This is a genomic window from Corynebacterium auriscanis (genome assembly GCF_030408435.1).
Classification (GTDB): Bacteria; Actinomycetota; Actinomycetes; order Mycobacteriales; family Mycobacteriaceae; genus Corynebacterium; species Corynebacterium auriscanis.
Map to the genome: position 1 here is coordinate 452,211 of NZ_CP047046.1, position 26,205 is coordinate 478,415.

A 26,205-nucleotide genomic window follows, 5' to 3' on the forward strand; every position below is an offset into this window, starting at 1 on the left:
GGAACTGGGGTTCGAACGCTGCGGGGTGGCGGGTACACAGAGAGAAAAATAACCCCGCACACCCGGCGAGTAGAGTGGGAAAGCGTGAACGAGATTCAGAGGATTAAAGTCAGCAGCTTGGTGTGGGTCGGTGTGATCGCAGCCTTGATTGCTGGTGTGACTACTCTGAGTTTCTATGGCAGCTTTCCCCCGATCAAGCTGACCAGCGCGGTGCTGTTGTTTGTCATGGCGGGTGTGGCTTGGGTGGCCGCCGGGGCAGTGAAAAAACGCATCGACGACGGCGGGGTGGGGTTTGACCGTTCCCAGATGCAGCCCACCACGGTGGCTAGTTGGATGCTATATGGCAAGGCTTTGGCGTGGATTGGTGCGCTGCTGGCAGGGTTATACGTGGGGATGGGGGCGTACATCATTCCGCAGGCGGGGAATCTTTCCGCTGCGCAGGCGGATATGCCCGGGGTAGCGGCAGGATTCGTCGGTGCGTTGGCAGGGGCCGTGGCCGGTGTTCGTTTGGAGCGAGCGTGTGAGGCTCCACCAGCAGACGGCGCGTGCACCAGTGCGGAAGGCGCGGCCTAGTCTACGTGTCTTAGCGCCTTTCGTTGGGTAGAGTTGGCCTCATGAGTTTCCAGCCACAGTCCAACGAACGCCCTCATAGGCACCGTTCTCCGGGGTCCGATAACGGCTACGGTTTGGAGAAAGACCAGTCGGCGCCTTCTTCATCTTCTGAAGGTGGCCTGTCCAAGGTTTTGATGATCGGACTGGTGGTGCTCGCGTTGATTGCGAGTGTGGTGACGGTCATGACCGACTCCGAGGGATGGATGAAGATTGCCATCCTGGCGGCGCTGTGGGCGGCCTTCATTGGGGTTTTCCTGGTGGTTCGTTACTCCAGCGCGTTGAAGAATGAGCGCGAGCAACGTTCGCTGCGCGAGGGCGAGCACCGTGCGGAGCTGGAGCGGGAAAAGTCCCGGGCACGCGAGGAATTGGCGCGGGCGGAAAGTGATTTTGCGCAACGCGCAAAGGCCACTCGGGACGAGCAGATTGAACTGCTGCGTGCAGAGGTGGAGAATCTGCGTAACCAACTGGAGGGAATGGGCGCCGGTGACTTGGCCGACAATGGTCCGCGTGCGGTTCGCGCGCGTGCGGAGCGCATTGTGGAGTTGGAAAACCGTGGCTCGCGCCAGGCTCGCCCAGCCGATCCCCGAGCAGCCGAACCCCAGACAGCCCGACCTCAGTCGGCTCAGTCGCAGCAAGGTCGTTTTCAGCAGGCAGGGCAGAATGCGGCGCAGCAGGAGCCCCCGCAGGCACAGCACCAACGGCGTAATTCGGGCGGATTCTCAACCGGTTCCTTCGCTGCGGTGAAGTGGACAGGGCAGGATACGGAAGCAACTGCACAGATCCCGCTGGTGGTCGATACTTCGACGATGAATCCGAAGGCTGAAGAGGACCGCACTGGCTCCGTTGGGCACGCTACGCACGCTTCTGATCGCGTGGGCAGTCACGATCCGAACCACCGCCCTGCGCATGCTGGCCCTTCTAATAGCGCACAGATGCCAAGCTTCAGGGCTGGTTCTGCCAACGCGTCTAACGTTTCCAGCGCCTCCAAGGTCGCCAACAACGATGCTGCTCCCCAGCAGGACACCCCCGGCGCGAATCCTCCAGCGGGCGCAGAGGATGCAGGCTACCGCCCGGGCCGGCGTCGCGCAGATGAGGGTGGCTTGACTGTTGCGGAACTACTGCAGCGCGCCAAGAACAAGCAGCGTTAAACAATAACGAGCCGTAACTGAGGACAAACGCAGCACCATGGAACAACCCCAACTCACCGTGGGGATCATCTCGGCTGGGGCAGTGGGCACGGCAGTGGGGGAGGCCTTCCTCCGCTCCGGTCATCACGTGCACGGTGCCGTGGCCCGATCGGATTCGTCGCGCACCAGGGCGTCAAAAAGAATGCCCAACGTCCCCATTGTGCAGGTAGAGCAGGCGGCCCATGCCGCCCTCGTGGTGTTGGCGGTGCCGGATCCGCAGCTGCCGGAGGTGATTGCCGAGGTCGCCCAGTACACCCAAGCTGGGCAGATGGTAATGCATACCAGTGGCGCGCTGGGGTGTGAGGTGCTGCAGCCGGTGACGGATACCGGCGCGCTGCCACTCGCGCTGCATCCGGCGATGACGTTTACGGGCGCGGCGGAGGATACCGATCGGCTGCATGGTTGTGGATGGGGAGTGACGGCCGATTCAGAGCAAGGGTATGCCGTCGCGGAGCTGTTGGTTCATACGCTGGGCGGTGTGCCGGTGGTCATCCCAGAACACCACCGTTCGGCTTATCATGCTGCGATGGCTCACGCGGCTAATCATTCGGTGGCTTTGATTTCCGACGCCCTGCGGATGCTCGATTACGTCCTTGATTCGGGGCAAGCAGGTGCCGGTGAACGGGGTGTGGGGTCGAGCCTGCCGCCGTTGCAGAACCCAGATTCTGCATTGTTGCTGCGAAAGTTGGTGCATGCGGCGGTGGATAATGCGCTGGATCGCAGGCTGGAGGGGCTGACCGGCCCAGTGGCCCGTGAGGATGCGCCCGCGGTGCTACGTCATGTGGCGGCATTGGATGAGTTGGGCGTGGGGTTGGATCCGTACATCGCGATGAGCGAGCGGACAGCGCAGATGACGGGTGCGGTGGAGATCGAGCGCGTACTCAGCGATTACCGGATACGGCGGGGTTAGGTGCGGGTCGTCGTGGACTACTCTAGAAGACCATGACTAGCCAAGACAGCGATTCCACTTCCACTCAGTCTTTCACCCCCGGCCAGGCCCGCGTTTTTACCGAGGTGAGCCAGATCTCCCAGTTGACCCGCGCGATGCGTAAAGCCGGCCGCCCAGTGGCCTTGGTCCCCACGATGGGCGCGTTGCACGAGGGGCACTTGTCATTGGTGAAGGCGGCTCAAACCATTCCGGGTGTGACTGTCATCGTCTCTATCTTCGTTAATCCGCTGCAGTTCGCCGAAGGAGAGGACCTAGATTCCTACCCGCGCACGTTGGATGCCGACGTGGAGAAACTGAAGGCCGCGGGCGTGGATGCCGTCTTCGCACCCAGCCCGCGCGAGATGTATCCGAATGGGCCTCGGACAACCATCCATCCGGGTGAGGCTGGCCGTATCCTCGAAGGCGAGCACCGCCCCACGCACTTTGCTGGCGTGCTCACGGTAGTCAATAAGCTTTTCACTATCACGAACTGCGATCATGCGTTCTTCGGAGAGAAGGACTACCAGCAGCTCATCCTTATCCAACAGATGGTCACGGACCTCAACATGCAGGTTCAAGTTCATGGCGTGCCGATCGTTCGCGAAGCCGACGGCCTGGCACTGTCTTCGCGCAACATCTACCTTTCGGAAACCGAACGCGAACTCGCCCTCACCCTATCCGCCGCCTTGACCGCCGGTTCCTTCGTCGCCGACCGCGGAGCTGACGAGGTCTTGGCTACCGCTCGTTCCATTTTCGACGCCAAGCCGGACATTGAGATCGATTACCTGGAGTTGAAGGGGTTGGATTTGGGTGCCGCGCCTGTCGAAGGCCCTGCACGCCTGTTAGTGGCCGCCCGGGTGGGCACCACGCGCTTGATCGACAATGTGGGTGTTCCGCTGGGCACGGGCTTTAAAGGGTTGGACGAGCAGTAGTAACAGTCGAGGGGATTGAAATGAGCTCTACCGTGGAACTCTCCGCAGGTAAATACCACGCAAGCATCGACCTCAAAGGCGGGGGACTGCGGGGCCTGTGGCACCGCAGCCGGCCTTTGGTGCAGACCTACCCCGAAGGCGCACCTGCTCCGTTGAGCGCTGGCCAAGTCCTCGCGCCCTGGCCGAACCGTACCTCAGACGGTGTGTTCGCAGTTGATGGGCAGGTGTACTCCCTCCCCATCAATGAACCCCCACGCAACAACGCAATCCACGGAGTGTGTAACACCGTGGAATGGGAGGTAATGGGGCGCGAGGGGGCGTCGGATAAAAAAGAGGTCCACGAAGTGGAACAGTGCGTTCGCCTGCGTACCCAAGTGGGGACCGAGCAAGGATGGCCATGGCAGCTTGAAGTAAGTGCAACATGGACACTGCGGGCGGATTCGGGGCTGCGAGTGGAATGGTGCGCCCGGAATTTAGGGACACAGCGGCAACCATTTGGGCTGGGGTGGCACCCGTACCTCAGCGCACTGGGAGCACCACTGGATGAGTGCCATCTGCAGATACAGTCGGTGCGTACGTGTGTGCCCTTGGATCCGCAGAAAATGGTGCCGTGCGGAGTGGACGTGCCGATCCCCGAGGTCTGGGATCTAGGCAGTGGTATGCCACTAGCAGGAGTGCAGATGGATCACTGCTTCGGGGTGCGGGCAGATGGTGAAATTAACGAGGGAGAGGTGCAACAAGGTAGCACCGTAAAGCTGTTGACTGAGCACGGAGAGGGCGTGCAGATGGAAAGCAGCGGAGAGTTTGGCTGGTACCAAGTGTATGTGGCGGATCCAGTTAACGGGGAAGGATTTCCTGAGGTGGGAAGGGCGGTCGCTGTGGAACCCATGACGTGCCCGGCGGATGCGTTGCGCTCCGGGCGCGGCTTGGTCTGGTTAGAACCGGGGCAATCCAGGACCTTTGGTGTGGGGGTTAAGGCCATCGGGTTGTAGTAGCGCGGTTGTCGTTGCGGGGTTGTCGCTGCGGGGTTGATAGAAGGCGAGCCGGAAAATATCGCGTTAGGGAAAACAGTTCCCCCGGGTTTAATATTTCGTTAAACAGTTCTTAATCGAACAAGCCCGGGGAATGCCCGGTCTAACCCCCGATCACAATAAGGAGGTGCCCGACCATGACGGAAGGGCTGCGCCTTGACGCTTCCTGGGTGGACTACACACTGGTGGCGCTCTACTTCGCTTTTGTCCTCGGAATTGGATGGGCCGCGAAATCGCGAGTTTCCAGCTCCATCGACTTCTTCCTCTCCGGCCGGTCTTTGCCCGCATGGGTAACGGGACTGGCTTTCATTTCGGCCAACCTGGGTGCCGTGGAAATCGTGGGCATGTCCGCCAACGGCGTGCAATACGGTTTCGAAACGATGCACTACTTCTGGATCGGTGCGATTCCAGCCATGGTGTTCCTCGGCATCGTGATGATGCCGTTTTACTACGGCTCCAAAGTCCGCTCCGTGCCAGAGTTCATGCGCCGGCGCTTTGGAAACGGTGCCCACCTGGTCAACGCACTGTCCTTTGCCGTCGCGCAGTTGTTGATCGCAGGTATTAACCTGCTGTTGCTGGCCAAGGTCGTGAACTCCCTGCTTGGCTGGCCCCTATGGATCACGCTGGTCATCGCTGCCGTCATCGTCCTCAGCTACATCACCTTGGGTGGTTTGTCTGCCGCAATCTACAACGAGGTTTTGCAGTTCTTCATTATCGTCGCCGCACTACTGCCGCTGACCCTTATCGGTTTGCACAATGTGGGTGGCTGGAACGGGCTGAAGGAAAAGGTTGTTGACCCCAACCACTTCCACACCTGGCCTGGCACGGAGATCTCCGGATTCGACAACCCAGTGGTTTCCGTCATTGGACTTACCTTCGGCCTCGGCTTCGTACTCTCCTTTGGATACTGGACCACCAACTTCGTTGAAGTTCAGCGTTCTATGGCCGCCGATTCTCTATCAGCAGCCCGCAAGACTCCCATTATTGGCGCGTTCCCCAAGATGTTCGTTCCCTTCATCGTGGTTATTCCCGGCATGATCGCTGGTGCGACCGTGACCCCACTGGTTGACGGTTCGGCGCAGCCCAACGATGCGATGTTGTACCTCATGCGCGACATGCTGCCGAATGGCCTGCTGGGTGTGGCGCTGGCTGGTTTGTTGGCTGCGTTCATGGCTGGCATGGCTGCCAATATCTCCGCGTTCAACACCGTGTTTAGTTACGACCTGTGGCAAACCTACGTGAAGAAGGATCGCGACGATAGCTACTACTTGCGTATTGGCCGCATTGCTACCATCGCCGCCACCGCCATCGCCGTTTTCACCGCTTTGCTGGCGAACAACTTCGGCAATGTCATGGATTACCTGCAAACGCTATTTGGATTCTTCAACGCCCCACTGTTTGCAACCTTCATCCTGGGTATGTTCTGGAAGCGAATGACTCCAACCGCGGGTTGGGTTGGCTTGGTTCTGGGTACGACCTCAGCGATTGTCTACTGGGCCATCGCCAGCTTCGGCGGTACCGACATCAGCTTCTTCAACCTACCGGGGCAGGGCACTGCATTCGTTGCTGCGTCTCTCGCATTCGTAGTGGACATCGTCGCCTCCGTTATCGTCTCTTTGGTCACCAAGCCCAAGCCGGATAGCGAGTTGGTTGGTTTCGTTAAATCCGTTACCCCGAAGGAACACCTCATGGATGAGGCAGAAGCATCGCTGCCTTGGTATCGCCGCACCGTGCCACTGGGCATTTTGTGCCTTATCTTAGCCCTCGGCCTCAACGTGATCTTCGCCTAGACCTCGAGCAAAAAAAGGAGGAAAACAATGAGCAAGTTTGCAACGCGAGCATTCGATATCCGCAACGTTATTGGCGGTCTGTTGGGGCTGTATGGCTTGATTCTGGTGGTCAGCTACTTCTTCTTGGACCCAGGAATTGACGCCAGTACGGGCCAACCGAAAGATGAGGTCTACAACCTCTACGCCGGAATCGCGATGGTGGTTGTGGCGGTAGTGTTCTTTGTGTGGGCCAAGGCATCACCGGTCCGCGCAGACCAAGGCAGTGCCGATGCCACGGAGGATGAGCGTACCGAGCACGCCACTCGCTAGTTGGGGTGAGCGTGGAAGCTCGGCCGGAGCTCCACCGCGCTCCCGGTAAGCACCATCGCGGCGAAACTGCACGTGAGGCTGCGCGGCCGAGCGCCAAGACAACGACGGAAAGGGATGGGCCTCGTGAACGACAAAGCACAACCGGTGAAGGATCCTCAAGAAAACCTAGGCGGTGTGCGGGTAACACGCACCACCTTGGCCGATGATCGCGAGTTAATCTACTTCGACGATGATCCGGTGTATGTCTCTGGTGAGAAGACGCGCGAATTGCGCGATTCCCGCGAACTGGCGCCAGCGAAAACGGTCTCCGAGATGCGCCGGGACCCCCTCACTGGGCAGTGGTATGCCTATGCCGCGCACCGCATGAACCGCACGTTTATGCCCCCTGCCAACGAGAATCCACTGGCCCCTACCCGGCCCGGGGAACTACCAACCGAGATTCCCGCAGACGACTACAACGTCGCGGTATTTGAAAACCGGTTTCCATCCCTTTCCATGCATATGGACTTTCAGGAGGACTTTGCCACCCGTGTGGATGGCGAGGAACTCTATCCGCGTCTGCCTGCGAAGGGGCGCTGCGAGGTCGTGTGCTTTACGCCTGACGTAGAGTTGTCCTTCCGCGATTTGCCCTTCCGACGCGCCCGCACGGTGGTGGAAGCATGGGCACACCGCACGCGCGAGCTCTCCGAGCTTCCGGGTGTGCGCTACGTGTACCCATTTGAGAATCGCGGCGCAGAGATCGGAGTGACCTTGCAGCATCCGCACGGTCAGATTTATGCGTACCCTTATTTGCCACCGCGTGCGAAAGAGATCGCAACCCAAGCTGCAGCGCATCGCCAGGAAACGGGGGAGGACCTCTTCGATTCGGTACTCCGGGCAGAGCAGCGCAGTGGTCGGCGCATTGTGGCCGCAGGCGAACACTTCACCGCCTTCGTGCCCGCGGCCGCCAAGTGGCCGGTAGAAGTCATGCTGATTCCGCATCGTGCAGCACCCGATTTCGCGGCGTTGAGCGATGAGGAAAAGGATGAGCTTACGCGCATGTACCTAGACCTGTTGCAGCGCTTTGACCGCTTCTTTGACGGTGTGGATCGCACCCCGTATATCGCCAGTTGGAACCAAGCACCGATCGGCCCTGAGCGCGCTCACGGCCGCCTGCACCTGCAACTGTTTTCCATGATGCGTTCTGCAGACAAGATGAAGTTCCTTGCAGGTTCCGAATCAGGACAGGGCGCTTGGATTTCGGATACCACCCCGGAACGCATCGCCGACCGCCTGCGCGAAGTGGCGCAGGACTAAGCACGTCCGCCCGCCCGCGACCTACATATCAACACAACGAAAGCGATTTCCTTGAGTACGACGGCAACTGGAAGCGAACCCACCCAACCCCAGTGGATGCACACTCGGGACCGGGCAGCGGCCATCACGGATGTTCGCAACCTGTTCAGCGAACAATTTACCGGGCAACCGCAAGGTGTGTGGTCTGCTCCCGGGCGCGTGAACCTCATTGGCGAGCACGTGGACTACGCGGGTGGCATTTGCCTGCCGTTTGCGCTGTCCCAGCGGACGTACGTGGCCGCCCGCGCTAACAACGACGGGGTATACCGCATTGCCTCCCACTGGTCGGGCGGGATCACCCGTGCGGAGATCCCCACCCAGGACGTTCGCCCAGGCCACCCCGCGGATTGGACGGGGTATATCGCAGGTGCCGTGTGGGCGGCGTGGAACAACGGCACCATGCCGGCCGCATGGGCCAATGGCATCACCAACCCCGGCTTGGACATCGCCATTGAATCGGATGTGCCCGTGGGCGCGGGGCTTTCCAGCTCCGCTGCGCTGGAATGCTCTACGGCATTGGCCGCGTGGGAAATCAGCACGGGCAGCACCCTCGCCGAGCAAAGCCAAGTGGCCCAGAAGAAGGTATTGGATGGATTGCGCGCGGCGTCGATCCAAGCAGAAAACGATGTGGTGGGCGCCTCCACCGGTGGCCTTGACCAAACGGTTGCACTGTTTGGGAAGGCGGGGAATGCGCTGGCGATTGATTTCGCCACCAACGCAGAACAGCAGGTCACATTCGATATCGATTCCCGGGGATTGGCGATCCTCATCATCAATACCAACGCCCCACACCAGCTCGCCGATGGGCAGTATGCCGCCCGGCGCGCTGTTACCGATGGGGTAGCGGCTGATCTGGGTGTTCCTACGCTGCGGCAGGCCCCTGATGCAGTGCGGCGCTGCCAACCGTGGGCCGACAAGCAGTGGAATTCTTGGTCGGCGGAGCAGCAGCAAGATATGCCATTGGAACGGTGGCGCGCGGTGGTAGAGGCGCGGGTACGCCACGTGGAAACCGAGATTGACCGTACCGCACGTGCCATCGAGGTGTTGCGTGCGGGCGAGTTCCGTCAGTTCGGGGAGTTGATGCAGGCCAGCCACGCTTCTTTGCGCGATGACTACGAGGTTACGGTGCCGGAGCTCGATACCGCAGTTGAGGTGGCGCTGCGCCACGGTGCCCTAGGTGCCCGCATGACCGGAGGCGGATTTGGCGGCTCGGCGATCGCTCTGGTCGATGCTTCTCAGGCTGAAACGGTCGCTGCTCATATTGCTTCTTCTTTTGCCGACGCCGGATTCGCCCGACCGGAGTTTGTCATCGCAATTCCAAGTGAGGGCGCGCGACGGGAAGAATGATCCGTCCGAATGCAGGTTTTCAGTATTCCAGCTAGAAGATTCGAAATGGCTTTGCGAAGCTAACCGGGGTAACCTGACTAACCGTGTTTCGCACCATGTTGAAATCTAAAATCCACCGTGCCACGGTCACTCAGGCAGACCTGCACTACGTAGGTTCGTGCACGATCGACGCCGACTTGATGAAGGCCGCCGATATCCTCGAGGGTGAGCAGATCGACATCGTGGATATCAACAACGGCAATCGACTGACTACCTACGCCATCACTGGAGATGCCGGTACGGGGGTTATCGGCATTAACGGCGCAGCTGCCCGTCTGATCAGTCCAGGGGACTTGGTAATCATCATTGGGTATGCGCAGTATTCCCAGGATGAGCTGGAGGGTTATAGTCCCAATGTCATTTTCGTGGACGAGAATAACAAACAACTTGAGTTCTGCGATGACCCAGCTCATGCGCCGGAAGGGTCGGGGTTGTTAAACCCACGGCACCCGTCGGAGAGTAGCTAGAGCTTCTACCCTCCCCAATAAAAGGTGTATCGCACTTACATCTTTTAATGACTGGCTCTAGGATGAAGCTATGCACCTCACCACTTTTGCCGATCTGGGTCTGCGATCCTTGATGATGCTTGGCGACCTCCCAGAGGGGGACCGCTGCACCATCGCAGATTTGGCAAAAGCAACCAACGCATCGGATAACCACTTGGCGCGGGTTATTGCCAAGCTTGTCGATATGAATATGGTGGTTTCCGTACGGGGGCGTAACGGTGGGGTGTATCTATCGGACTCGGCCCGTGGGGCCAGCGTGGGAAGAATTTTGAGGGAACTCGAAGGCCCCAGTGAAGTCGTTGACTGCACTGGTGACAAGCCTTGCCCTCTTGCCGCGCGAAACTGCGCCTTGCGGCATCGGCTTGCCGACGCCCAGGAAGCGTTCTTCGCAGAGTTAGATGGGGACACAATCGATGGACTCATCGCAGCCACCCGTCCGGTTGGAACGCGAACCTCGGAGGATGCCCACGGAACCTCTCGCTCGCTCGGATTGCCGACGGTACCCCTGAACACTCAGTAAAGGGTGCCGAGAGTTAAATGAGCGGGTGCGAACAGTACCGAAAGTTGGATGTCAATGTTCATTAGCACCACCCCCAAGACCGACCGCACAGCCCTGTCTGGCGATAACGCCGAAATCATCCGCCAAACCCTTCCCGTCATCGGCGACAACATCAACGCTATTACCCCGGTGTTCTACCGCACCATGTTCACCAACCACCCAGAGCTGCTCGCCGATACGTTCAACCGCGGAAACCAACGTTCCGGTGAGCAACAGAAGGCACTGGCTGCGTCCATCGTCACTTTCGCGGCCATGCTGGTTGACGATAATGCCCCCGATCCAGTGGAAATGCTGTCCCGCATCGGACACAAGCATGTGTCTTTGGGAATCACCGCGGATCAGTACCAAATTGTTCATGACAATCTGTTCTCCGCCATCGTGGAGGTTCTAGGTGAAGCCATCACGCCAGAAATCGCGGCTGCGTGGGATGAGGTGTACTGGCTCATGGCCGACGTGCTCATCGATTACGAAGCAGACCTTTACAAGTCGGCGGGCGTAGAGGCTGGTGATGTCTTCCGGAAGGTAGTGCTGAAGGACAAGAAGCAACTCAGCGAGGCCGTCACGGAGTACACCTTCGCCGGCCATGGTTTCGACAAGGCGCTGGCGGGGCAGTACACCTCCATCGGTGTGGAGCTTCCCGATGGTGCACGCCAGCTCCGCCAGTACTCTCTGATCAGCCACGATGCTGATGGGTTCTCGGTTGCTGTGCAGCGCGACGGTGAGGTATCCAGCTTCCTCCTCAATGACGTTAACGTCGGCGACGAGGTGGATGCCACCCTTCCAGCCGGCGATCTGGTTCTCCAGCCTGGCGAGTCGCCAGTTGTATTGGTGAGCCAAGGTATTGGTTCTACCCCAATGACCGGTATGCTCGCATCTCTCGTTGCCGCTCAGGGGCAGGTTGATCGCCCTGTTGTGGTACTTCATGCCGACGCCGACGAGACCGCGTACGCCCAGCGCGAAACCACCGAAAAGCTGGTTGCGGCCCTCCAGGAGAAGGGCTCCGCAGAGCACATTACTGCCTACCGTGATCGTGGCGAGTCCCTGGACTTGGCCAAACTGCTTGCCGATGGGAAGCTGCCTACTAACGCAGAATGGTACCTGTGTGGTGGCAACAACTTCCTGCAGAATGTTCGCGAGCAGCTCGAAGCAGGTGCTGCGGACCTGGCTCCAGCCGCAATTCACTTCGAACTGTTCAGTCCCAATGACTGGCTGATTGGCTAAAACTCGCGCGAACCCTAGGGAGTGGTGTAACAAACCGGCTCCCTGGGGTTTGTTTGAGCCTGTGTTGCCCGAAGCCTTTTTCTGTTATCGGTGAACGAAACCGTGTCGTAGTCATGCAGTAGGCTATATAGCCGTGACTGATGCAACTAACACCCCGCGTAATGATTCTGCTCAAGACCTTCCGGAACAGCTGCGAATCCGCCGCGATAAGCGCACCCGGATCCTGGAATCCGGGAAAGATGCGTACCCGGTAGAGGTGCCACGCACCCACTCTCTCGCCGAGGTACGTAGTCGCTGGGAAGTGTTGCCCAAGGACGGCGATGAAGGGGAGGCACCGGGCGTCGATCAGAAAGAAGGTGTGACCTACCTGCAATCGGGTGAAGAAACCCAAGAGGTTGTAGGGGTGGCCGGCCGCGTTATGTTCGTACGCAATACCGGCAAATTGGCGTTTGCCACATTGCAGGATGGCGACGGTACTACTTTGCAGGTCATGCTCAGCTTGGCAGAGGTCGGTGAGGAGGCACTGGCCGATTGGAAGGCGCTGGTAGACCTCGGAGACATGGTGTTCGTGGAGGGGCGGATCATTTCCTCCCGTCGTGGCGAGCTGTCGGTGATGGCACAGCGGTGGTTCATGGCCGCGAAGTCATTGCGTCCGCTGCCTGTGGCACACAAGGAAATGAGCGAAGATACGCGCATTCGTCACCGCTACACTGACCTGATCATGCGGGAACAAGCCCGCAACAACGCGATGACCCGCATCAAGGTGATGCGTGCACTGCGGAACGCGCTGGAACGCCGCGGTTTCCTGGAGCTGGAGACACCCATGTTGCAAACTCTGCACGGCGGTGCAGCTGCCCGTCCGTTCGTGACGCACTCCAATGCGCTGGATATTGACCTTTACCTGCGTATTGCCCCAGAATTGTTCTTGAAGCGCGCCGTGGTGGGTGGCTTGGATCGCGTATTCGAAGTGAACCGCAACTTCCGTAATGAGGGCGTGGATTCCTCTCACAGCCCCGAGTTTGCAATGCTCGAAACCTACCAAGCCTATGGCGACTACAACACCGCCGCTACTACCACACGGGAAATTATCCAGGAAGTGGCCACCGAAGTGTTCGGCACCACCAAGGTGACTCTCGTGGATGGCACTGAATACGACTTGGGTGGTGAGTGGCCAGAGATGAAGATGTACCCATCGCTCAACGAAGCTTTGCAGAAGAAATACCCGGGTCAGCCAGAGGTCACCATCGCTTCCACGGTGGAGGAGCTGAAGCAGCTGGCCAAGGTTGTCGGCCTCGACGTGCCAACCAAGGGCGGCTGGGGTCACGGCAAGCTTGTGGAAGAGCTATGGGAGCACCTGTGCGAAGACCAGCTGAATGGGCCGGTATTCGTGCGCGACTTCCCGGTCGAGACCTCGCCCCTCGTTCGTCAGCACCGTAGTGAGCCGGGAGTGACTGAGAAGTGGGACCTGTACGTTCGCGGTTTCGAATTGGCCACTGGTTATTCCGAGTTGGTTGACCCAGTAATTCAGCGCGAGCGCTTTGAGGATCAGGCCCGCCTAGCCGCGGGTGGAGATGACGAAGCCATGGTGCTGGATGAAGACTTCCTTGCTGCGATGGAGCAGGGAATGCCCCCGACGGCAGGTACGGGAATGGGTATCGACCGATTGCTCATGGCTTTGACGGGCTTGGGTATCCGCGAGACGATTCTGTTCCCAATGGTGAAGCCGGAGCGCGATAACTAACCGGTGTGGGTGCGCGAACGCGCTTCTCGTGCACCCACCTAGTGGGGGTGGGGACTGTAACCTAGTTACTGTTTTCCCCAAAAGTGTGACGCAGGCCATGAACTAGTTTAGGATATAGACATAATTATCCGAACATGCAGATGCTTAAGATTTGCACTGAAAACCAGTGAAAGGTGGCCGCACGAATGAGCGACCAAAGCAAGCGTGACGATTCCACTCCGGGTCTGAACAACCTCAAGCGTGATGCCATTGGTACCGCGATGCGCGTACTGACCCGCTTCACCGGCTCCGACTTGGCTGAAAAGTACGGTCTGGGCAAGAAGGTCGACCGGGTGGCGTACGAATCTACCAAGACCGGTATGCGGACCTTGGGCGCCGTTAATCGTCAGTTCAAGAAGATCAAGGGCACCGGCAAGCCAGTGCGCCTGCCTAATCAGACCACTGACGACAACGAGCAGCCAGTACCAACCGAGGCGCCAAAGCCCGGCAAGGTGCTGTTTGACCTGAACCCAACCGAGGATCAGGAAATGATCGTCGCAGCGGTTCGTGAGTTTGCTGAGGAGCGCCTGCGCCCAGTAGCTGCCGAGTCCAACGAGTCCTCCACCCCTCCAGAAGGATTGCTGGAGACCGCTGCTGAGCTCGGTGTGGCACTCATCAACCTGCCAGAAGAGTACGAAGGCATCGCAACTGCCTCAGGTGCCACCACCAACGCCCTCATTGCAGAGGCCCTTGCTTTCGGCGACATGGGCTTGGCTACCGCTATTCTGGCTCCAGCTGCCGTTGCAAACGTCATCACCAACTACGGCGATGACGCACAGCAGAAGACTTACCTGCCAGAGTTCGCAGGCGAATCTGTGCCACCAGCAGCGGTGATCGTTTCCGAGTCCCGCCCACTGTTTGACCCGTTCGAGCTGCAGACCGCTGCGGTCCGTGAGGGCAGCGATATCGTCATCAACGGCGTGAAGACCATGGTTCCAAACGCCGGCGCTGCAGAGCTGTTCATCGTAGCGGTCAACCTAGACGGTGTGAACACCTTCGCCATCGTGGAATCCGACACCGAGGGGCTGGTTGTTGAGGCCGATCCTTCCATGGGTCTGCGTGGCGCTGCATTGGGCCGCGTGCTGTTCAAGGACGTCCGCGTCCCGGCCGAGAACCTGCTGGGTGGTGCTGACCTGTCAGATTCTGATCGCACCGAGCAGTATGCAGAAATCATCCGCCGTGGTCGCCTGGGCTGGGCTGCTCTGGCTTCCGGCACCGGTGAGGCCATCCTCGAGTACACCAAGAAGTACGTCAACGAGCGCGAGGCATTCGGCGAGCCAATCTCCCACCGCCAGGCAGTTGCCTTCATGGTGGCGAACCTCCGCATCGAGCTCGACGGCCTGCGCATGATCCTACTGCGCGGAGTTTCCCGCCTCGATCAGGGGCTGTCCTACCACCGTGAGGCCGGCCTTGCTCGTCGCTTCGCTTCCGATAAGGGCATGGTTATGGGGCTCGATGGTGTACAGCTGCTCGGCGGACATGGCTTCACCAAGGAGCACCCAGTCGAGCGTTGGTACCGCGACATGCGCGCTATCGGCATCGCCGAGGGCGTTGTCATCCTGTAAAACCCGCCAATCGATCACATAACTGATCATCTACGACCTAGAGGAACCTGAAACATGATTAATCTGGAACTCCCTAAGCGCCTCAAGGCGGGTGCCAACCAAGCCCACCAGGCCGCAGCGGAAATCTTCCGTCCCATCTCCCGCAAGTATGACCTCAAGGAGCACGCTCGTCCCGTAGAGCTGGACACCATGGCATCCCTCGTAGAGGGTATGGCCGATGCCGGCCAGGCTATGGCCGGCGCATCCGGTGGCCGTGGCGATTCCAAGAAGAAGCAAAACGATGGCGTGAAAAACGGCGGCAACATGGCTTCCGTGTTGAACGTTATCGAGACCTGCTGGGGTGACGTGGGACTAACGCTGTCCATTCCTTACCAGGGTCTGGGTAACTCCGCGATCGCCGCCGTTGCTAACGACGAGCAGCTCGAACGCTTCGGCAAGGTATGGGCCGCCATGGCTATCACCGAGCCACAGTTCGGCTCCGACTCCGCTGCTGTCGCCGCTACCGCGAAGCTAGACGGCGACGAGTACGTGCTGAACGGTGAGAAGATCTTCGTTACTGCCGGCGAGCGCTGCACCCACGTTGTGGTGTGGGCCTCCGTGGACAAGTCCGCTGGTCGCGCAGCCATTAAGTCCTTCGTTGTGCCACGCGATACCCCGGGCTTCGAGCTGGTTCGCTTGGAGCACAAGCTGGGCATCCGCTCCTCCGATACCGCCCACTTCATCTTGGATAACGTCCGCATTCCGAAAGAGAACCTGCTGGGTTCTCCTGAGGTGGACACCAAGAAGGGCTTCGGGGGTGTTATGGCCACCTTCGACAACACCCGTCCGCTGGTGGCCGGCATGGCCGTCGGCGTGGCGCGCGCTTCCCTCGAGAAGCTGCGTGAGGTACTGACTAACGCTGGCGTCGAAATTGATTACGACAAGCCAGCCTGGGCCCAGAGCGCGGCTGCTTCCGAGTACATCCGCTTGGAGTCCGATTGGGAAGCCGCTTACCTGTTGACTTTGCGCGCTACTTGGATGGCGGACAACAAGATTCCTAACTCCAAGGAAGCTTCCGAGTCCAAGGCGAAGGCCGGACGCATGGCTACCGATCTGACCTTGCGTGCGGTGGAGATGGCCGGTGCATACGGCTACTCCGAACGTGACCTGCTGGAAAAGTGGGCACGTGACTCCAAGATCCTCGATATCTTCGAGGGTACTCAGCAGATTCAGCAGCTCATTGTTGCACGTCGTGAGCTGGGACTGTCTTCCGCACAGCTGAAGTAAACCCCGCTTGCTTCCGAAGAAAATAGCCCTTGTACAGGTGAATTAGGCTCCCTGTACAAGGGTTTCTTGTTGCATGGTGCCCAAATAAGGGGAGGGTGAGTAACCTATTGTTTTCTTTTTAGCCCATTTTCGTTAAAGTTTTTGCGGTTATGCGTTCACCTGCTGCAACGTGCAGCAGGAGCGAGCACGTACCAGAAGGCGCGCCAGTTCCTATCGATTCTGGCGATCGGCAACAAACAAAAAGGCGTTTAGGAAATGGCGAACCAGGTCCCCGGTGGGGGTTCAGGATCTAATCGAACGGTAGAAACACTGCAACTATCGAACGATACCGTTCAACCTCAGGGAAATAACGACAAATGGTGGCACATCGCATTCGGCGGCATGCTCCTCGTGGCTGTCCTTTACTTTGGGGCTTGGACAACGCAGCACATCCCGTCTTCCGCGAATTATGTTGTGCTTGCAGTTACCGTTGTTTTCGGTTTGTTCATGGCGTTCAACATCGGTGGCAACGACGTCGCGAATTCCTTTGGTACTTCCGTCGGTGCGGGCACGTTGACCATGAAGCAAGCCCTCATAGTCGCCGCAGTCTTTGAAGTTGGAGGCGCACTGTTAGCGGGCGGTTCAGTAACCAAGACCGTCCGCAGTGGCATCGTGGATCTCGATGAGATCGACCTATTGCCCATGGACTTCGTCTACATTATGATCGCTGCGCTCATGGGCGCTGCCATTTGGTTGCTCATTGCAACGAAGAAAGGCTGGCCGGTATCCACGACCCACTCGATCGTCGGTGGGATCGTGGGAGCGGCCCTGTGTCTAGGTTTTACTACTCACACGGGTGGCTGGTCTATGGTGCAATGGGGGGAGATCGGCCGAATTGCCTCCTCGTGGGTTATTTCCCCACTACTCGGCGCATTGGCAGCTTATCTGCTGTTCAGCGTGATCAAGCGGGCCGTGTTGCAATACAATGACCGTGCAAATGCGGGGTTGGAACGGGTGCGCCGCGCGCGCATTAACCATGCTTCCCGGCACAAAGATCTGTTCCGCAGCCTTAGCGAAGTCCAGCAGATCGCGTACAACAACGAGATGGCCCGGGATGCTGTGACGTACTCGCGTGGAGATTTCACGCGCGAGCAGCTGGAGAGCGACTACTACCGCGAACTCTACGATCTTGACCAAGAGGCGAACCAACTCAACGTCCACAAGGCGCTGGTGTATTGGGCACCACCGCTGGCCGCATTTGGTGCGGTGGTGATCACCGCGATGCTGTTGTTCAAAGGGCTATCCAATGTGGACACCCATGTGTCCGCCGTTGGGTCTTTGCTTATTATGGCTATGATTGCCGTCTTGGTGTGGACCAGCGTGTACATGGTTGCTAAGGCCTTGCGGAAGGAATCTGTGGATCGTTCCACATTCATTCTGTTCAGCTGGATGCAGGTATTCACCGCATCAGCCTTTGCTTTTAGCCACGGCTCTAACGACATTGCCAATGCGGTGGGACCGTTTGCGGCGATTTTGGACGTTCTTGCTACTGGCGAAATCAATTCCGAGGCAATGGTGCCGACTGCGCTGCTGTTCGCCTGTGGCATCGCGCTGGTGGCAGGACTGTGGTTCATTGGCCGCAATGTGATCACTACGGTTGGATCGGGCCTTACCAATATTCACCCGGCCAGCGGATTTGCCGCGGAGCTGGCGGCGGCCGCCATTGTCATGAGTGCATCACTACTAGGACTGCCCGTGTCCTCCACTCACATCCTGATCGGCGCTGTCCTGGGTGTGGGCATTGTTAACCACGAAGCGAACTGGGGCTTGATGAAGCCCATCGCGATGGCTTGGGTGATTACTATTCCCGTGGCGGCAGGAATTGGCGCGATGGGTCTCTTTATCCTGCGCCTTGTTTTTGGCGCCTAGGGGCTGGGTCAAGACCGCTCCAGGAAAGGACGATGTCCTTTTGGGGCAAGCTCTCGGGGCGTGACCTCTCCAGCGGATGCAGTCTTTCTAGTGGAAGCCCCTTGCGTTAGAGTCATGGGCGAAGGAAACCCTAGGGGGAGGGGTCTGGTTTTCGTTAGACAGTCCGCCTGGTCGCTGTCGCCATATTTTAATTAATTACTGTGAAATTCGGCGTATTTTACTAATGCAAGTTAATTGAGTGTTAATCCAATGGCTAACATGGGGTTAATTTTTATTTCCTCCTGATTGAAACAATCGCCCTGCGCAATTCCCTGTGCCAATGAGACCAATGCAGTGGAAACCACCATCGTCTTTCGGGCAAAGGGTAAACCGGCGCTTGACTACACTCAGGAAGGCTTTAACACTCATGACCGTGGATACTTCGAACGCAGCGGGGGCTGCGACCAACAATGCTGGGGCGGTGAAGGGGGCCGATGCTAGCGATAAATGGTGGCACCTCGCTTTCGGGCTTTTGCTGCTGGGTACCGTCGTTACTTTCGGCTTGTGGGTGACCGACTACGTTGGCGCCACATCCCATTACGTCGTTCTTATTGTCACTATCTTCTTTGGCCTGTTCATGGCTTTCAACATCGGTGGTAATGACGTTGCCAACTCCTTCGGAACCTCCGTGGGTGCGGGCACGTTGACGATGAAGCAAGCGCTTATGGTTGCCGCTGTTTTTGAAGTTGGCGGCGCCGTCCTGGCCGGTGGCAGTGTGACCGAAACCGTCCGCAGTAACATCGTCGATCTTGACGGTGTGCAGCTGGAGCCCATGGAATTCGCCTACATTATGATCGCGGCTCTCCTCGGCGCTGCACTGTGGCTGCTGGTTGCTACCAAGATGGGCTGGCCCGTTTCCACCACGCACTCTATCGTCGGCGGCATCGTCGGTGCGGCCGTCACGACTGGTCTTATCACCGGTAAAGGTGGATGGGACATGGTTCAGTGGAGCGAAATTGGTCAGATCGCCATTTCGTGGGTGTTGTCCCCGGTGCTGGGTGGTCTGGCAGCGTATCTGCTCTTCCGGGCCATCAAGGGTGGAATCCTTCGCTATAACGAGGCCGCTGATGTGCGACTACGCGAACTGAAGCAGAAGAAGATCGAACATCGCCGTCGCCACAAGGAGGCATTCGAGCGACTCAGCGAAGTTCAGCAGATTTCCTACACCAATGCCATGGCTCGTGATGCCCAGACCGTCATGGACGATGACTTCGACCGCGAACAGCTGGAGTCGGAGTACTACCGCGACCTTTACCGCCTGAATGATGAAGCCGAGGACGTGGAAGCTCACCAGGCCCTAGAACGCTGGGTTCCGCTGCTCGCTGCGATTGCGGCGGTGATCATCACCGCGATGATGCTGTTCAAGGGGCTGAAGAACATCGACTTCACCCTCTCTACCTTCAATACCGTGCTGATCATGCTTATGGTTGGCGCAGTCGTGTGGATGGCCGTCTACATCTTCGCCCGCACAATGAAGAACAAATCCCTAGACCGCTCCACCTTCCTGCTTTTCAGCTGGATGCAGGTGTTTACCGCGTCCGCGTTCGCATTTAGTCACGGCTCCAACGATATTGCCAACGCGGTAGGCCCCTTCGCCGCCGTTGTGGACGTTATTGCTCACAATGAAATCCGTAGCTCTGCTAGCGTCCCCGGTGCCCTGATGGCTGCCGCGGGTATTGCACTGGTTGCTGGCCTGTGGTTTATTGGCCGTAACGTGATCAAGACCGTTGGTACGGGCTTGACGAACATTCACCCAGCCAGTGGCTTCGCCGCCGAGCTTTCGGCAGCTGCTGTGGTGATGGGAGCTTCTTTGCTGGGGCTGCCCGTTTCTTCCACTCACATCCTGATCGGAGCCGTTTTGGGCGTGGGCCTAGTGAATAAGGCCGCTAACTGGAACCTCATGAAGCCCATCGCGCTGGCGTGGATCATCACTGTGCCAGCCGCCGCTGCAGTGGGTGCGGTAGGCGTCTGGATTCTTCGCATGGCGTTCATGGGTTAACAATTAGATTTCGAACGCTCCCTTTTCTCGAGCCCGGTACGCATGATCCACCGGGCCGCGGCCGTGCCCCACGCGTAGCGCGGCCGCTTTTTCTATAGCCCCATGCAGCCACTGGGTCGCCCAGACCAAGGCGGCGTCGTAAGAATTGCCACCACCCAAACGAGTAGCCAAAGCAGAGCTCAGTGAACAACCCGTGCCGTGAGTATGTGGCGAATCAACGCGCGGGGAGGAAGCGATGTGCAAGGGGGAAGTGCCAACGGTGGCGCAGTGTGCCCCGGCGCTTTCGGTAGCGCGATGTGGTGCCACCCAGGCGTTACCTGCTTCTTCCCCGTTGAGATGGCCTCCTTTTACTATTACATTGACGCCGTGCTCATCCGACCACGCCTGGGCCTGGGCCACGGCTTCATCGAACGAACCAGCGGGAGTTTGCTCGCACAAGATCGCCAGCTCTGGGATGTTCGGAGTGATCACGGCGTGGTCGGCATAAGCACTCAACGAGGTAGCAAAGGAGCGTACGGCCGCTTCCGCATCCTCGGCGAGCAGGCGATCCCCGCTGGTGGCGATCATCACGGGATCGAAAACCAACACGGGCACGGGGTGGTTGGCCAGCCAGTTTTGTACCACCTCGGTGGTTGTGAGATCACCGAGCATGCCGATTTTGACGGCATCGAGATCCACGTCCTCAAAAACCGCTGCCAGTTGCTGTGTGAGGAATTCGGCGCCAGGAGTGTGTACGGCGCGAACTCCCTGCGTGTTTTGCGCGACCAAGCTTGTAACGACGGATAAGCCATAACCTCCGGCGGCGAAGATGGACTTCAGATCGGCTTGGGCACCTGCGCCACCGGAGGGATCCGTGCCCGCGATGGAAAGCACGCGCGGGGCAAGGGGGAAGTAATTGCGGTTATTCATACCTCCTATTGTGCCTCCGGTTGCGCTTTCGGTTCTGGTTCCGGTTGCAATTGCCGGCGCGTTTTCCTTGATGCCCGCTGATATGTCGGAGGGGGAGGGGGCAGGTCGGTTAGGCTCCTGTGTCTGGCTGTGGCAGTTCGCGTGGAACCACCTTGCCTACTGGGTTCCGCGGCAGCTCATCTAGGTAAACGAAGTAACGTGGAACCGCGTGGCGCGCTAGCTTCTGCTTGACCTCGGCAATAACCCCCTGCTCGAAGGACCGCTTTTCCTCGTCAGTGAGTTCCACCGCCTTCTTGTCCTTGAAAACGACCCACGCGCACAGGGCTTGGCCGTACATGGGGCAATCAACGCCACGAACAGCAGCTTCCTCGATTTCTTCGCGAGAAGTGAAAATGTTTTCTGTGTCCTGTGGGTAGACGTTCTCCCCGCCGGAGACGATCATGTCGTCACTGCGACCGGCGATGAAGAGCAAACCCTCTTCGTTGTAGTATCCCAGATCACCAGTTGCGACCATTCCGTCAACAACGTCCTTGTCGGAACCGGGGCGGGTATAGCCCTCGAAGAGCATGTCGTTTTTGACGAAGATTCGACCGGTTTCACCAGCGGGTACTTCCTTGCCGTCGTTATCCAGGATCTTCAAGGTTGTGGCCATCGGCGGCCTACCAGCGGTCTTGGGGAAGCGCCTCAATTCTTCTGGCGTGGCGATGGAAGCCCAGCTGACTTCGGTAGAGCCATATAGGTTGTACAACACGTCGCCGAACTTCTTTTGCGTTTCCTCGATTACTGCCGGTGGGAGAGCTTCGCCTGAGGTTGCGATGATCTTGGTGCCAGGGTTAAAACCTTCCGGAACAGCATCGAGCATGCGGCGGAGCATGGTGGGAACCATAGCGATGGTGTACGGCCGGTTCTTCTCGATGACCTGAACTGCGGCCTCGGGAGTGAATTTGCGCTGCAGAATCATTGTGTTGCGCAGGGCTAGGGCCAGCTGGATCTGGGCGAAGCCCCATGTGTGGAACATGGGTGCGGCAAGGAAGGCTGGGCGGTGGTGCTTCAGCGGGATGCGGCTCATGATCGATGAGGCCGGCATATACGTTTTGGGCTCGGGACGGCGCGCGCCCTTAGGGGTACCAGTGGTACCTGAGGTCAAGATAATCGTGCGGCCCATTCGTGGACGGGAGGGGACAGTGAGATCTTCTGGGGTGGTCCGTAGAACCTCATGCAGGCTGGCCCACTCGTTGCTGCGGGTGGCGTAATCACCGCTGTCGATGGCATCGCGCACATTACTCTGCGGCTTTTGTGCGGCCTCCGCTTCGCGGCTCAGTCCCAGGGTGTCGCCGAATTCCCAAGCGACAATCACGTGCGCGCCATTGAAGTCCTTCGGCAATAGCGGCAGGAATTCCTCGTCGATGAACATCACATCGACTTTTTGCTCGGTAAGAACCGCGCGGGTTTGCTCGGCCGAGGAGCCGGTATTGAAGAAGACGATGTCCGTACCCAAGCGCCCGTGGGCACACAGGGTGAGGATGAGACCGCGGTGGTTACGGCACAATACACCGATCTTGTCGCGCTCACGCACACCGCTGCGGAACAGGGCGCGAGCCAGCGTATTGGTCTGCTCGTGCAGTTCGGAGTACGTCATCGAACCAGCATCGTCGATGATTGCCGTGTGGAACGGGTCGCGAGCTGCGCCGATGGAGAGCAACCCGGCTGGAAGGAAGCGCCACTGGTACATCGATTGCAGCGCTTTACCTGCGGCCATGGGGGTCATAGGGCCCAGTACACCGGACTTAAAAAGCGGGACTGTGCCTTTGGCGAGGGTGCCCACGGTATCGGCATGGTCGCGCAAAGTTAGTTTGGGAGACATCGCTGCAGCGTTCATCAATCCAGACCTTTCCCAGCGGGATTTTTCGAATATTTCCGCTGGTTAATTGTTGAATGATTGTGTATTTCCACTCATGTGGTGACGTGGTTTTGACGTTAGCTTAGGGCGTGGGGGTCTGGAGGAGTTTTGAGAAAATATTTATTTGTTTAGGGATACGATTCCTCGTTGCGCTCATGGGGTGTTCGCTGAAGGCGGACACCCGGGAAGATTGAGTCCGAATAAGCTTGTGACCTGCGAATAGTGAGGTGACTGGGGGCGTGGGGGCGTCGGAATAAGACGAGTAGAGGCGGTTGTTAGTACAAAGGCAATCGTTGTTGTCGGGTCGCACCACTATGGTGGGCAGCAGACCTTCCACCAGAAAGAAGAGGGAGTACACCATGTTTGAGAGGTTCACCGATCGCGCTCGTCGCGTTGTTGTGTTAGCACAGGACGAAGGCCGTGCGCTGAACCACAATTACATCGGCACGGAACACATCCTGCTTGGCCTCATTCAAGAGGGCGAGGGGGTCGCGGCCAAGGCGCTGGAGTCCATGGGTATTTCTCTCGACGCCGTGCGTACCGAGGTTAAAGAAATCATTGGCACTGGCGGTCATCCGCCAAGCGGGTACATCCCGTTTACTCCGCGTGCCAAGAAGGTACTGGAACTGGCGCTACGCGAGGCACTCCAACTGGGGCATAAGTACATCGGGACGGAACACCTCCTGCTCGGTTTGATCCGTGAGGGCGAGGGAGTAGCTGCCCAGGTTCTGGTGAAGCTGGGCGCCGACCTTTCCCGCGTGCGTCAGCAGGTTATTCAGCTGCTCAGCGGCTATGAGGGCAACGAGAGCTCCGAAGAGGGCGAGGGTGAGCCCGCGGCTGCTGGCGTGGGCTCCGCTGCGAGCGCTACTAGCGGTAGCAAGATTGGCCAGAAATCGAATTCTCTGGTGCTCGATCAGTTCGGTCGCAACCTCACCCAGGCTGCCAAGGACGGCAAGCTGGATCCGGTAGTGGGGCGCGAAAAGGAAATTGAGCGCGTGATGCAGGTCCTCAGCCGCCGTACCAAGAACAACCCTGTGCTGATCGGCGAGCCGGGTGTGGGTAAGACGGCAGTTGTTGAGGGCTTAGCATTGGACATCGTCAACGGTCGTGTGCCGGAGACGTTGAAAGATAAGCAGCTCTACTCGTTGGATCTGGGTTCCCTGGTCGCCGGTTCCCGTTACCGCGGTGACTTCGAAGAGCGCTTGAAGAAGGTGCTCAAGGAGATCAACCAGCGGGGAGACATCATCCTGTTCATCGATGAGATCCACACCTTGGTTGGCGCCGGGGCTGCGGAGGGTGCGATCGATGCTGCAAGCATCCTCAAGCCCAAGCTGGCGCGTGGTGAGCTCCAGACAATCGGTGCCACCACGCTGGACGAGTACCGTAAGCACATCGAAAAGGATGCAGCCTTGGAACGCCGTTTCCAGCCGGTTCAGGTACCGGAGCCATCCGTTGATCTGACCATCGAGATTCTCAAGGGCCTGCGCGATCGCTACGAGGCACACCACCGCGTGTCTATCACAGATGGCGCACTCGCGGCGGCAGCGCAGTTGGCAGATCGCTACATCACCGACCGCTTCTTGCCGGATAAGGCCGTGGACCTCATTGATGAGGCCGGTGCGCGTATGCGCATCAAGCGGATGACGGCACCGAAGTCCATCCGCGAAGTCGATGAGAAGATTGCAGCAGTCCGCACCAAGAAGGAAGCGGCCATCGATGAACAGGACTTCGAGAAGGCAGCAGCTCTCCGTGATGATGAGCGCAAGTTGACCGAAGAGCGTGAGGAAAAGGAAAAGGCTTGGCGCGCTGGCGAGCTCGACGAGGTTGCAGAGGTCGGCGAGGAGCAGATTGCTGAGGTCATGGGCACGTGGACGGGCATCCCGGTCTTCAAGCTGACCGAGGAAGAGTCCTCCCGTCTGCTGCGCATGGAAGACGAGCTGCATAAGCGCATCATCGGCCAAGAAGATGCAGTCAAGGCAGTATCTCGCGCCATTCGTCGTACTCGTGCAGGCCTCAAGGATCCCAAGCGCCCATCGGGTTCCTTCATCTTCGCTGGTCCATCAGGTGTGGGTAAGACGGAGCTCTCCAAGGCACTGGCGGAATTCCTGTTCGGTGAGGATGACGCCCTAGTGCAGATCGACATGGGTGAGTTCCATGATAAGTTCACTGCTTCTCGCCTGTTCGGTGCCCCTCCGGGATACGTTGGATATGACGAAGGTGGTCAGCTGACCGAGAAGGTTCGGCGCAAACCATTCAGCGTTGTTTTGTTTGACGAGATTGAAAAGGCGCATTCCGAGATTTACAACACCTTGTTGCAGGTTTTGGAAGATGGTCGCCTCACCGATGGGCAAGGTCGCATGGTCGACTTCAAGAACACCGTGCTGATCTTCACGTCAAACCTGGGCACTAGGGACATTTCCAAGGCCGTTGGCATGGGCTTCTCCAGCGGTGGGGAAGACGATGAATCCACGCAGTACGCGCGCATGAAGGACAAGGTGCACGATGAGCTGAAGAAGCACTTCCGCCCTGAGTTCCTTAACCGTATTGACGACATCGTCGTTTTCCACCAGCTCACCAAGGAACAGATCGTTCAGATGGTGGACCTGTTGTTGCGTCGTGTCACCAATGCGCTGGAGCAAAAGGATATGGGACTAGAAATTACCGAGCAGGCCAAGAACCTGCTGGCCAAGCGTGGTTTCGATCCCGTATTGGGTGCTCGCCCACTGCGTCGTACAATTCAGCGCGAGATCGAGGACCACCTGTCCGAGAAGATTCTCTTCGGAGAGATCGGGGCAGGTGAGATCGTCACCGTGGACGTGGAAAACTGGGACGGCGAGTCCAACGGCAAGGATGCGAAGTTCGTTTTCGGTACCAAGGTGAAGCCACTGCCAGAGGCAGAGGAAGCAAGCCCCGCAGATGAGGCTCAAGAGGCTGTCGTTGGAGCCGCTGAGAAACAGGTGCCAGAGGACGAGGCTTACGACAATGCCCAGGAATCCGGTGAAGGAAACTGGTCTAAGGAGCAGTAAGGACTCCGGCTGCTCTA

19 protein-coding genes and 1 pseudogene are annotated in these 26,205 nt (G+C 58.5%); 18 read left to right on the forward strand and 2 right to left on the reverse strand.

The window, feature by feature from the left end; genetic code table 11:
• The first annotated feature begins 84 nt into the window (after positions 1 to 84).
• From CAURIC_RS01845 to CAURIC_RS01925, 17 genes and pseudogenes are all read left to right on the forward strand, one after another.
• Positions 85 to 573, forward strand: coding sequence for a DUF3180 domain-containing protein (locus tag CAURIC_RS01845; RefSeq protein WP_035114573.1), 489 nt, complete (start codon positions 85 to 87; stop codon positions 571 to 573).
• 41 nt (positions 574 to 614) lie between these two features.
• Positions 615 to 1,760 (forward strand): DUF6779 domain-containing protein, encoded by a 1,146-nt coding sequence (locus tag CAURIC_RS01850; protein ID WP_052095038.1) that lies wholly within the window; start codon positions 615 to 617, stop codon positions 1,758 to 1,760.
• A gap of 28 nt (positions 1,761 to 1,788) precedes the next feature.
• A pseudogene (locus tag CAURIC_RS01855) lies at positions 1,789 to 2,709 on the forward strand (DUF2520 domain-containing protein); the annotation flags it as partial.
• Positions 2,710 to 2,741: 32 nt separating this feature from the next.
• Positions 2,742 to 3,659: a pantoate--beta-alanine ligase gene (gene panC, locus CAURIC_RS01860; RefSeq protein WP_035114571.1), complete on the forward strand. Its 918-nt coding sequence runs from the start codon at positions 2,742 to 2,744 to the stop codon at positions 3,657 to 3,659.
• Between the two features lie 20 nt (positions 3,660 to 3,679).
• A complete protein-coding gene (locus tag CAURIC_RS01865) occupies positions 3,680 to 4,651 on the forward strand; it encodes an aldose epimerase family protein (protein ID WP_290183133.1) in 972 nt (323 codons plus the stop codon).
• A gap of 176 nt (positions 4,652 to 4,827) precedes the next feature.
• On the forward strand, positions 4,828 to 6,480 hold the full coding sequence (locus tag CAURIC_RS01870) for a sodium:solute symporter family protein (RefSeq protein WP_035114569.1): 1,653 nt from the start codon (positions 4,828 to 4,830) through the stop codon (positions 6,478 to 6,480).
• 27 nt (positions 6,481 to 6,507) lie between these two features.
• Positions 6,508 to 6,789, forward strand: a complete 282-nt coding sequence (locus CAURIC_RS01875; RefSeq protein ID WP_035114567.1) for a hypothetical protein — start codon at positions 6,508 to 6,510, stop codon at positions 6,787 to 6,789.
• 114 nt (positions 6,790 to 6,903) lie between these two features.
• Complete coding sequence (galT, locus tag CAURIC_RS01880; protein WP_084588173.1) at positions 6,904 to 8,085, forward strand: galactose-1-phosphate uridylyltransferase; 1,182 nt, start codon at positions 6,904 to 6,906, stop codon at positions 8,083 to 8,085.
• 96 nt (positions 8,086 to 8,181) lie between these two features.
• Positions 8,182 to 9,471 carry a galactokinase gene (galK, locus tag CAURIC_RS01885; protein ID WP_035114566.1) on the forward strand — a complete coding sequence of 430 codons (1,290 nt, stop codon included), beginning with the start codon at positions 8,182 to 8,184 and terminating at the stop codon, positions 9,469 to 9,471.
• 83 nt (positions 9,472 to 9,554) lie between these two features.
• The gene (gene panD, locus CAURIC_RS01890) at positions 9,555 to 9,977 is read left to right on the forward strand and encodes an aspartate 1-decarboxylase (RefSeq protein WP_035114564.1); all 423 of its coding nucleotides are present in this window, start codon (positions 9,555 to 9,557) and stop codon (positions 9,975 to 9,977) included.
• A gap of 70 nt (positions 9,978 to 10,047) precedes the next feature.
• Positions 10,048 to 10,536 (forward strand): RrF2 family transcriptional regulator, encoded by a 489-nt coding sequence (locus tag CAURIC_RS01895; RefSeq protein ID WP_035114554.1) that lies wholly within the window; start codon positions 10,048 to 10,050, stop codon positions 10,534 to 10,536.
• 54 nt (positions 10,537 to 10,590) lie between these two features.
• On the forward strand, positions 10,591 to 11,796 hold the full coding sequence (locus tag CAURIC_RS01900) for a globin domain-containing protein (protein ID WP_035114544.1): 1,206 nt from the start codon (positions 10,591 to 10,593) through the stop codon (positions 11,794 to 11,796).
• 133 nt (positions 11,797 to 11,929) lie between these two features.
• Complete coding sequence (lysS, locus tag CAURIC_RS01905; RefSeq protein WP_290183137.1) at positions 11,930 to 13,537, forward strand: lysine--tRNA ligase; 1,608 nt, start codon at positions 11,930 to 11,932, stop codon at positions 13,535 to 13,537.
• 185 nt (positions 13,538 to 13,722) lie between these two features.
• Positions 13,723 to 15,141 carry an acyl-CoA dehydrogenase family protein gene (locus CAURIC_RS01910; protein WP_035114537.1) on the forward strand — a complete coding sequence of 473 codons (1,419 nt, stop codon included), beginning with the start codon at positions 13,723 to 13,725 and terminating at the stop codon, positions 15,139 to 15,141.
• 54 nt (positions 15,142 to 15,195) lie between these two features.
• The gene (locus CAURIC_RS01915; RefSeq protein ID WP_035114536.1) at positions 15,196 to 16,407 is read left to right on the forward strand and encodes an acyl-CoA dehydrogenase family protein; all 1,212 of its coding nucleotides are present in this window, start codon (positions 15,196 to 15,198) and stop codon (positions 16,405 to 16,407) included.
• 255 nt (positions 16,408 to 16,662) lie between these two features.
• The gene (locus CAURIC_RS01920; RefSeq protein ID WP_084588172.1) at positions 16,663 to 18,315 is read left to right on the forward strand and encodes an inorganic phosphate transporter; all 1,653 of its coding nucleotides are present in this window, start codon (positions 16,663 to 16,665) and stop codon (positions 18,313 to 18,315) included.
• Positions 18,316 to 18,721: 406 nt separating this feature from the next.
• Positions 18,722 to 20,353: an inorganic phosphate transporter gene (locus tag CAURIC_RS01925; protein ID WP_290183140.1), complete on the forward strand. Its 1,632-nt coding sequence runs from the start codon at positions 18,722 to 18,724 to the stop codon at positions 20,351 to 20,353.
• 3 nt (positions 20,354 to 20,356) lie between these two features.
• On the opposite strand, the gene thiD is transcribed toward CAURIC_RS01925, so the two are convergent.
• Positions 20,357 to 21,262: a bifunctional hydroxymethylpyrimidine kinase/phosphomethylpyrimidine kinase gene (gene thiD, locus CAURIC_RS01930; protein ID WP_035114535.1), complete on the reverse strand. Its 906-nt coding sequence runs from the start codon at positions 21,260 to 21,262 to the stop codon at positions 20,357 to 20,359.
• A gap of 109 nt (positions 21,263 to 21,371) precedes the next feature.
• Positions 21,372 to 23,141 carry an AMP-binding protein gene (locus tag CAURIC_RS01935; RefSeq protein WP_035114534.1) on the reverse strand — a complete coding sequence of 590 codons (1,770 nt, stop codon included), beginning with the start codon at positions 23,139 to 23,141 and terminating at the stop codon, positions 21,372 to 21,374.
• A gap of 380 nt (positions 23,142 to 23,521) precedes the next feature.
• On the opposite strand from CAURIC_RS01935, the gene CAURIC_RS01940 reads away from it, so the two are divergent.
• Positions 23,522 to 26,188 (forward strand): ATP-dependent Clp protease ATP-binding subunit, encoded by a 2,667-nt coding sequence (locus CAURIC_RS01940; protein WP_035114525.1) that lies wholly within the window; start codon positions 23,522 to 23,524, stop codon positions 26,186 to 26,188.
• Positions 26,189 to 26,205: the final 17 nt, after the last annotated feature.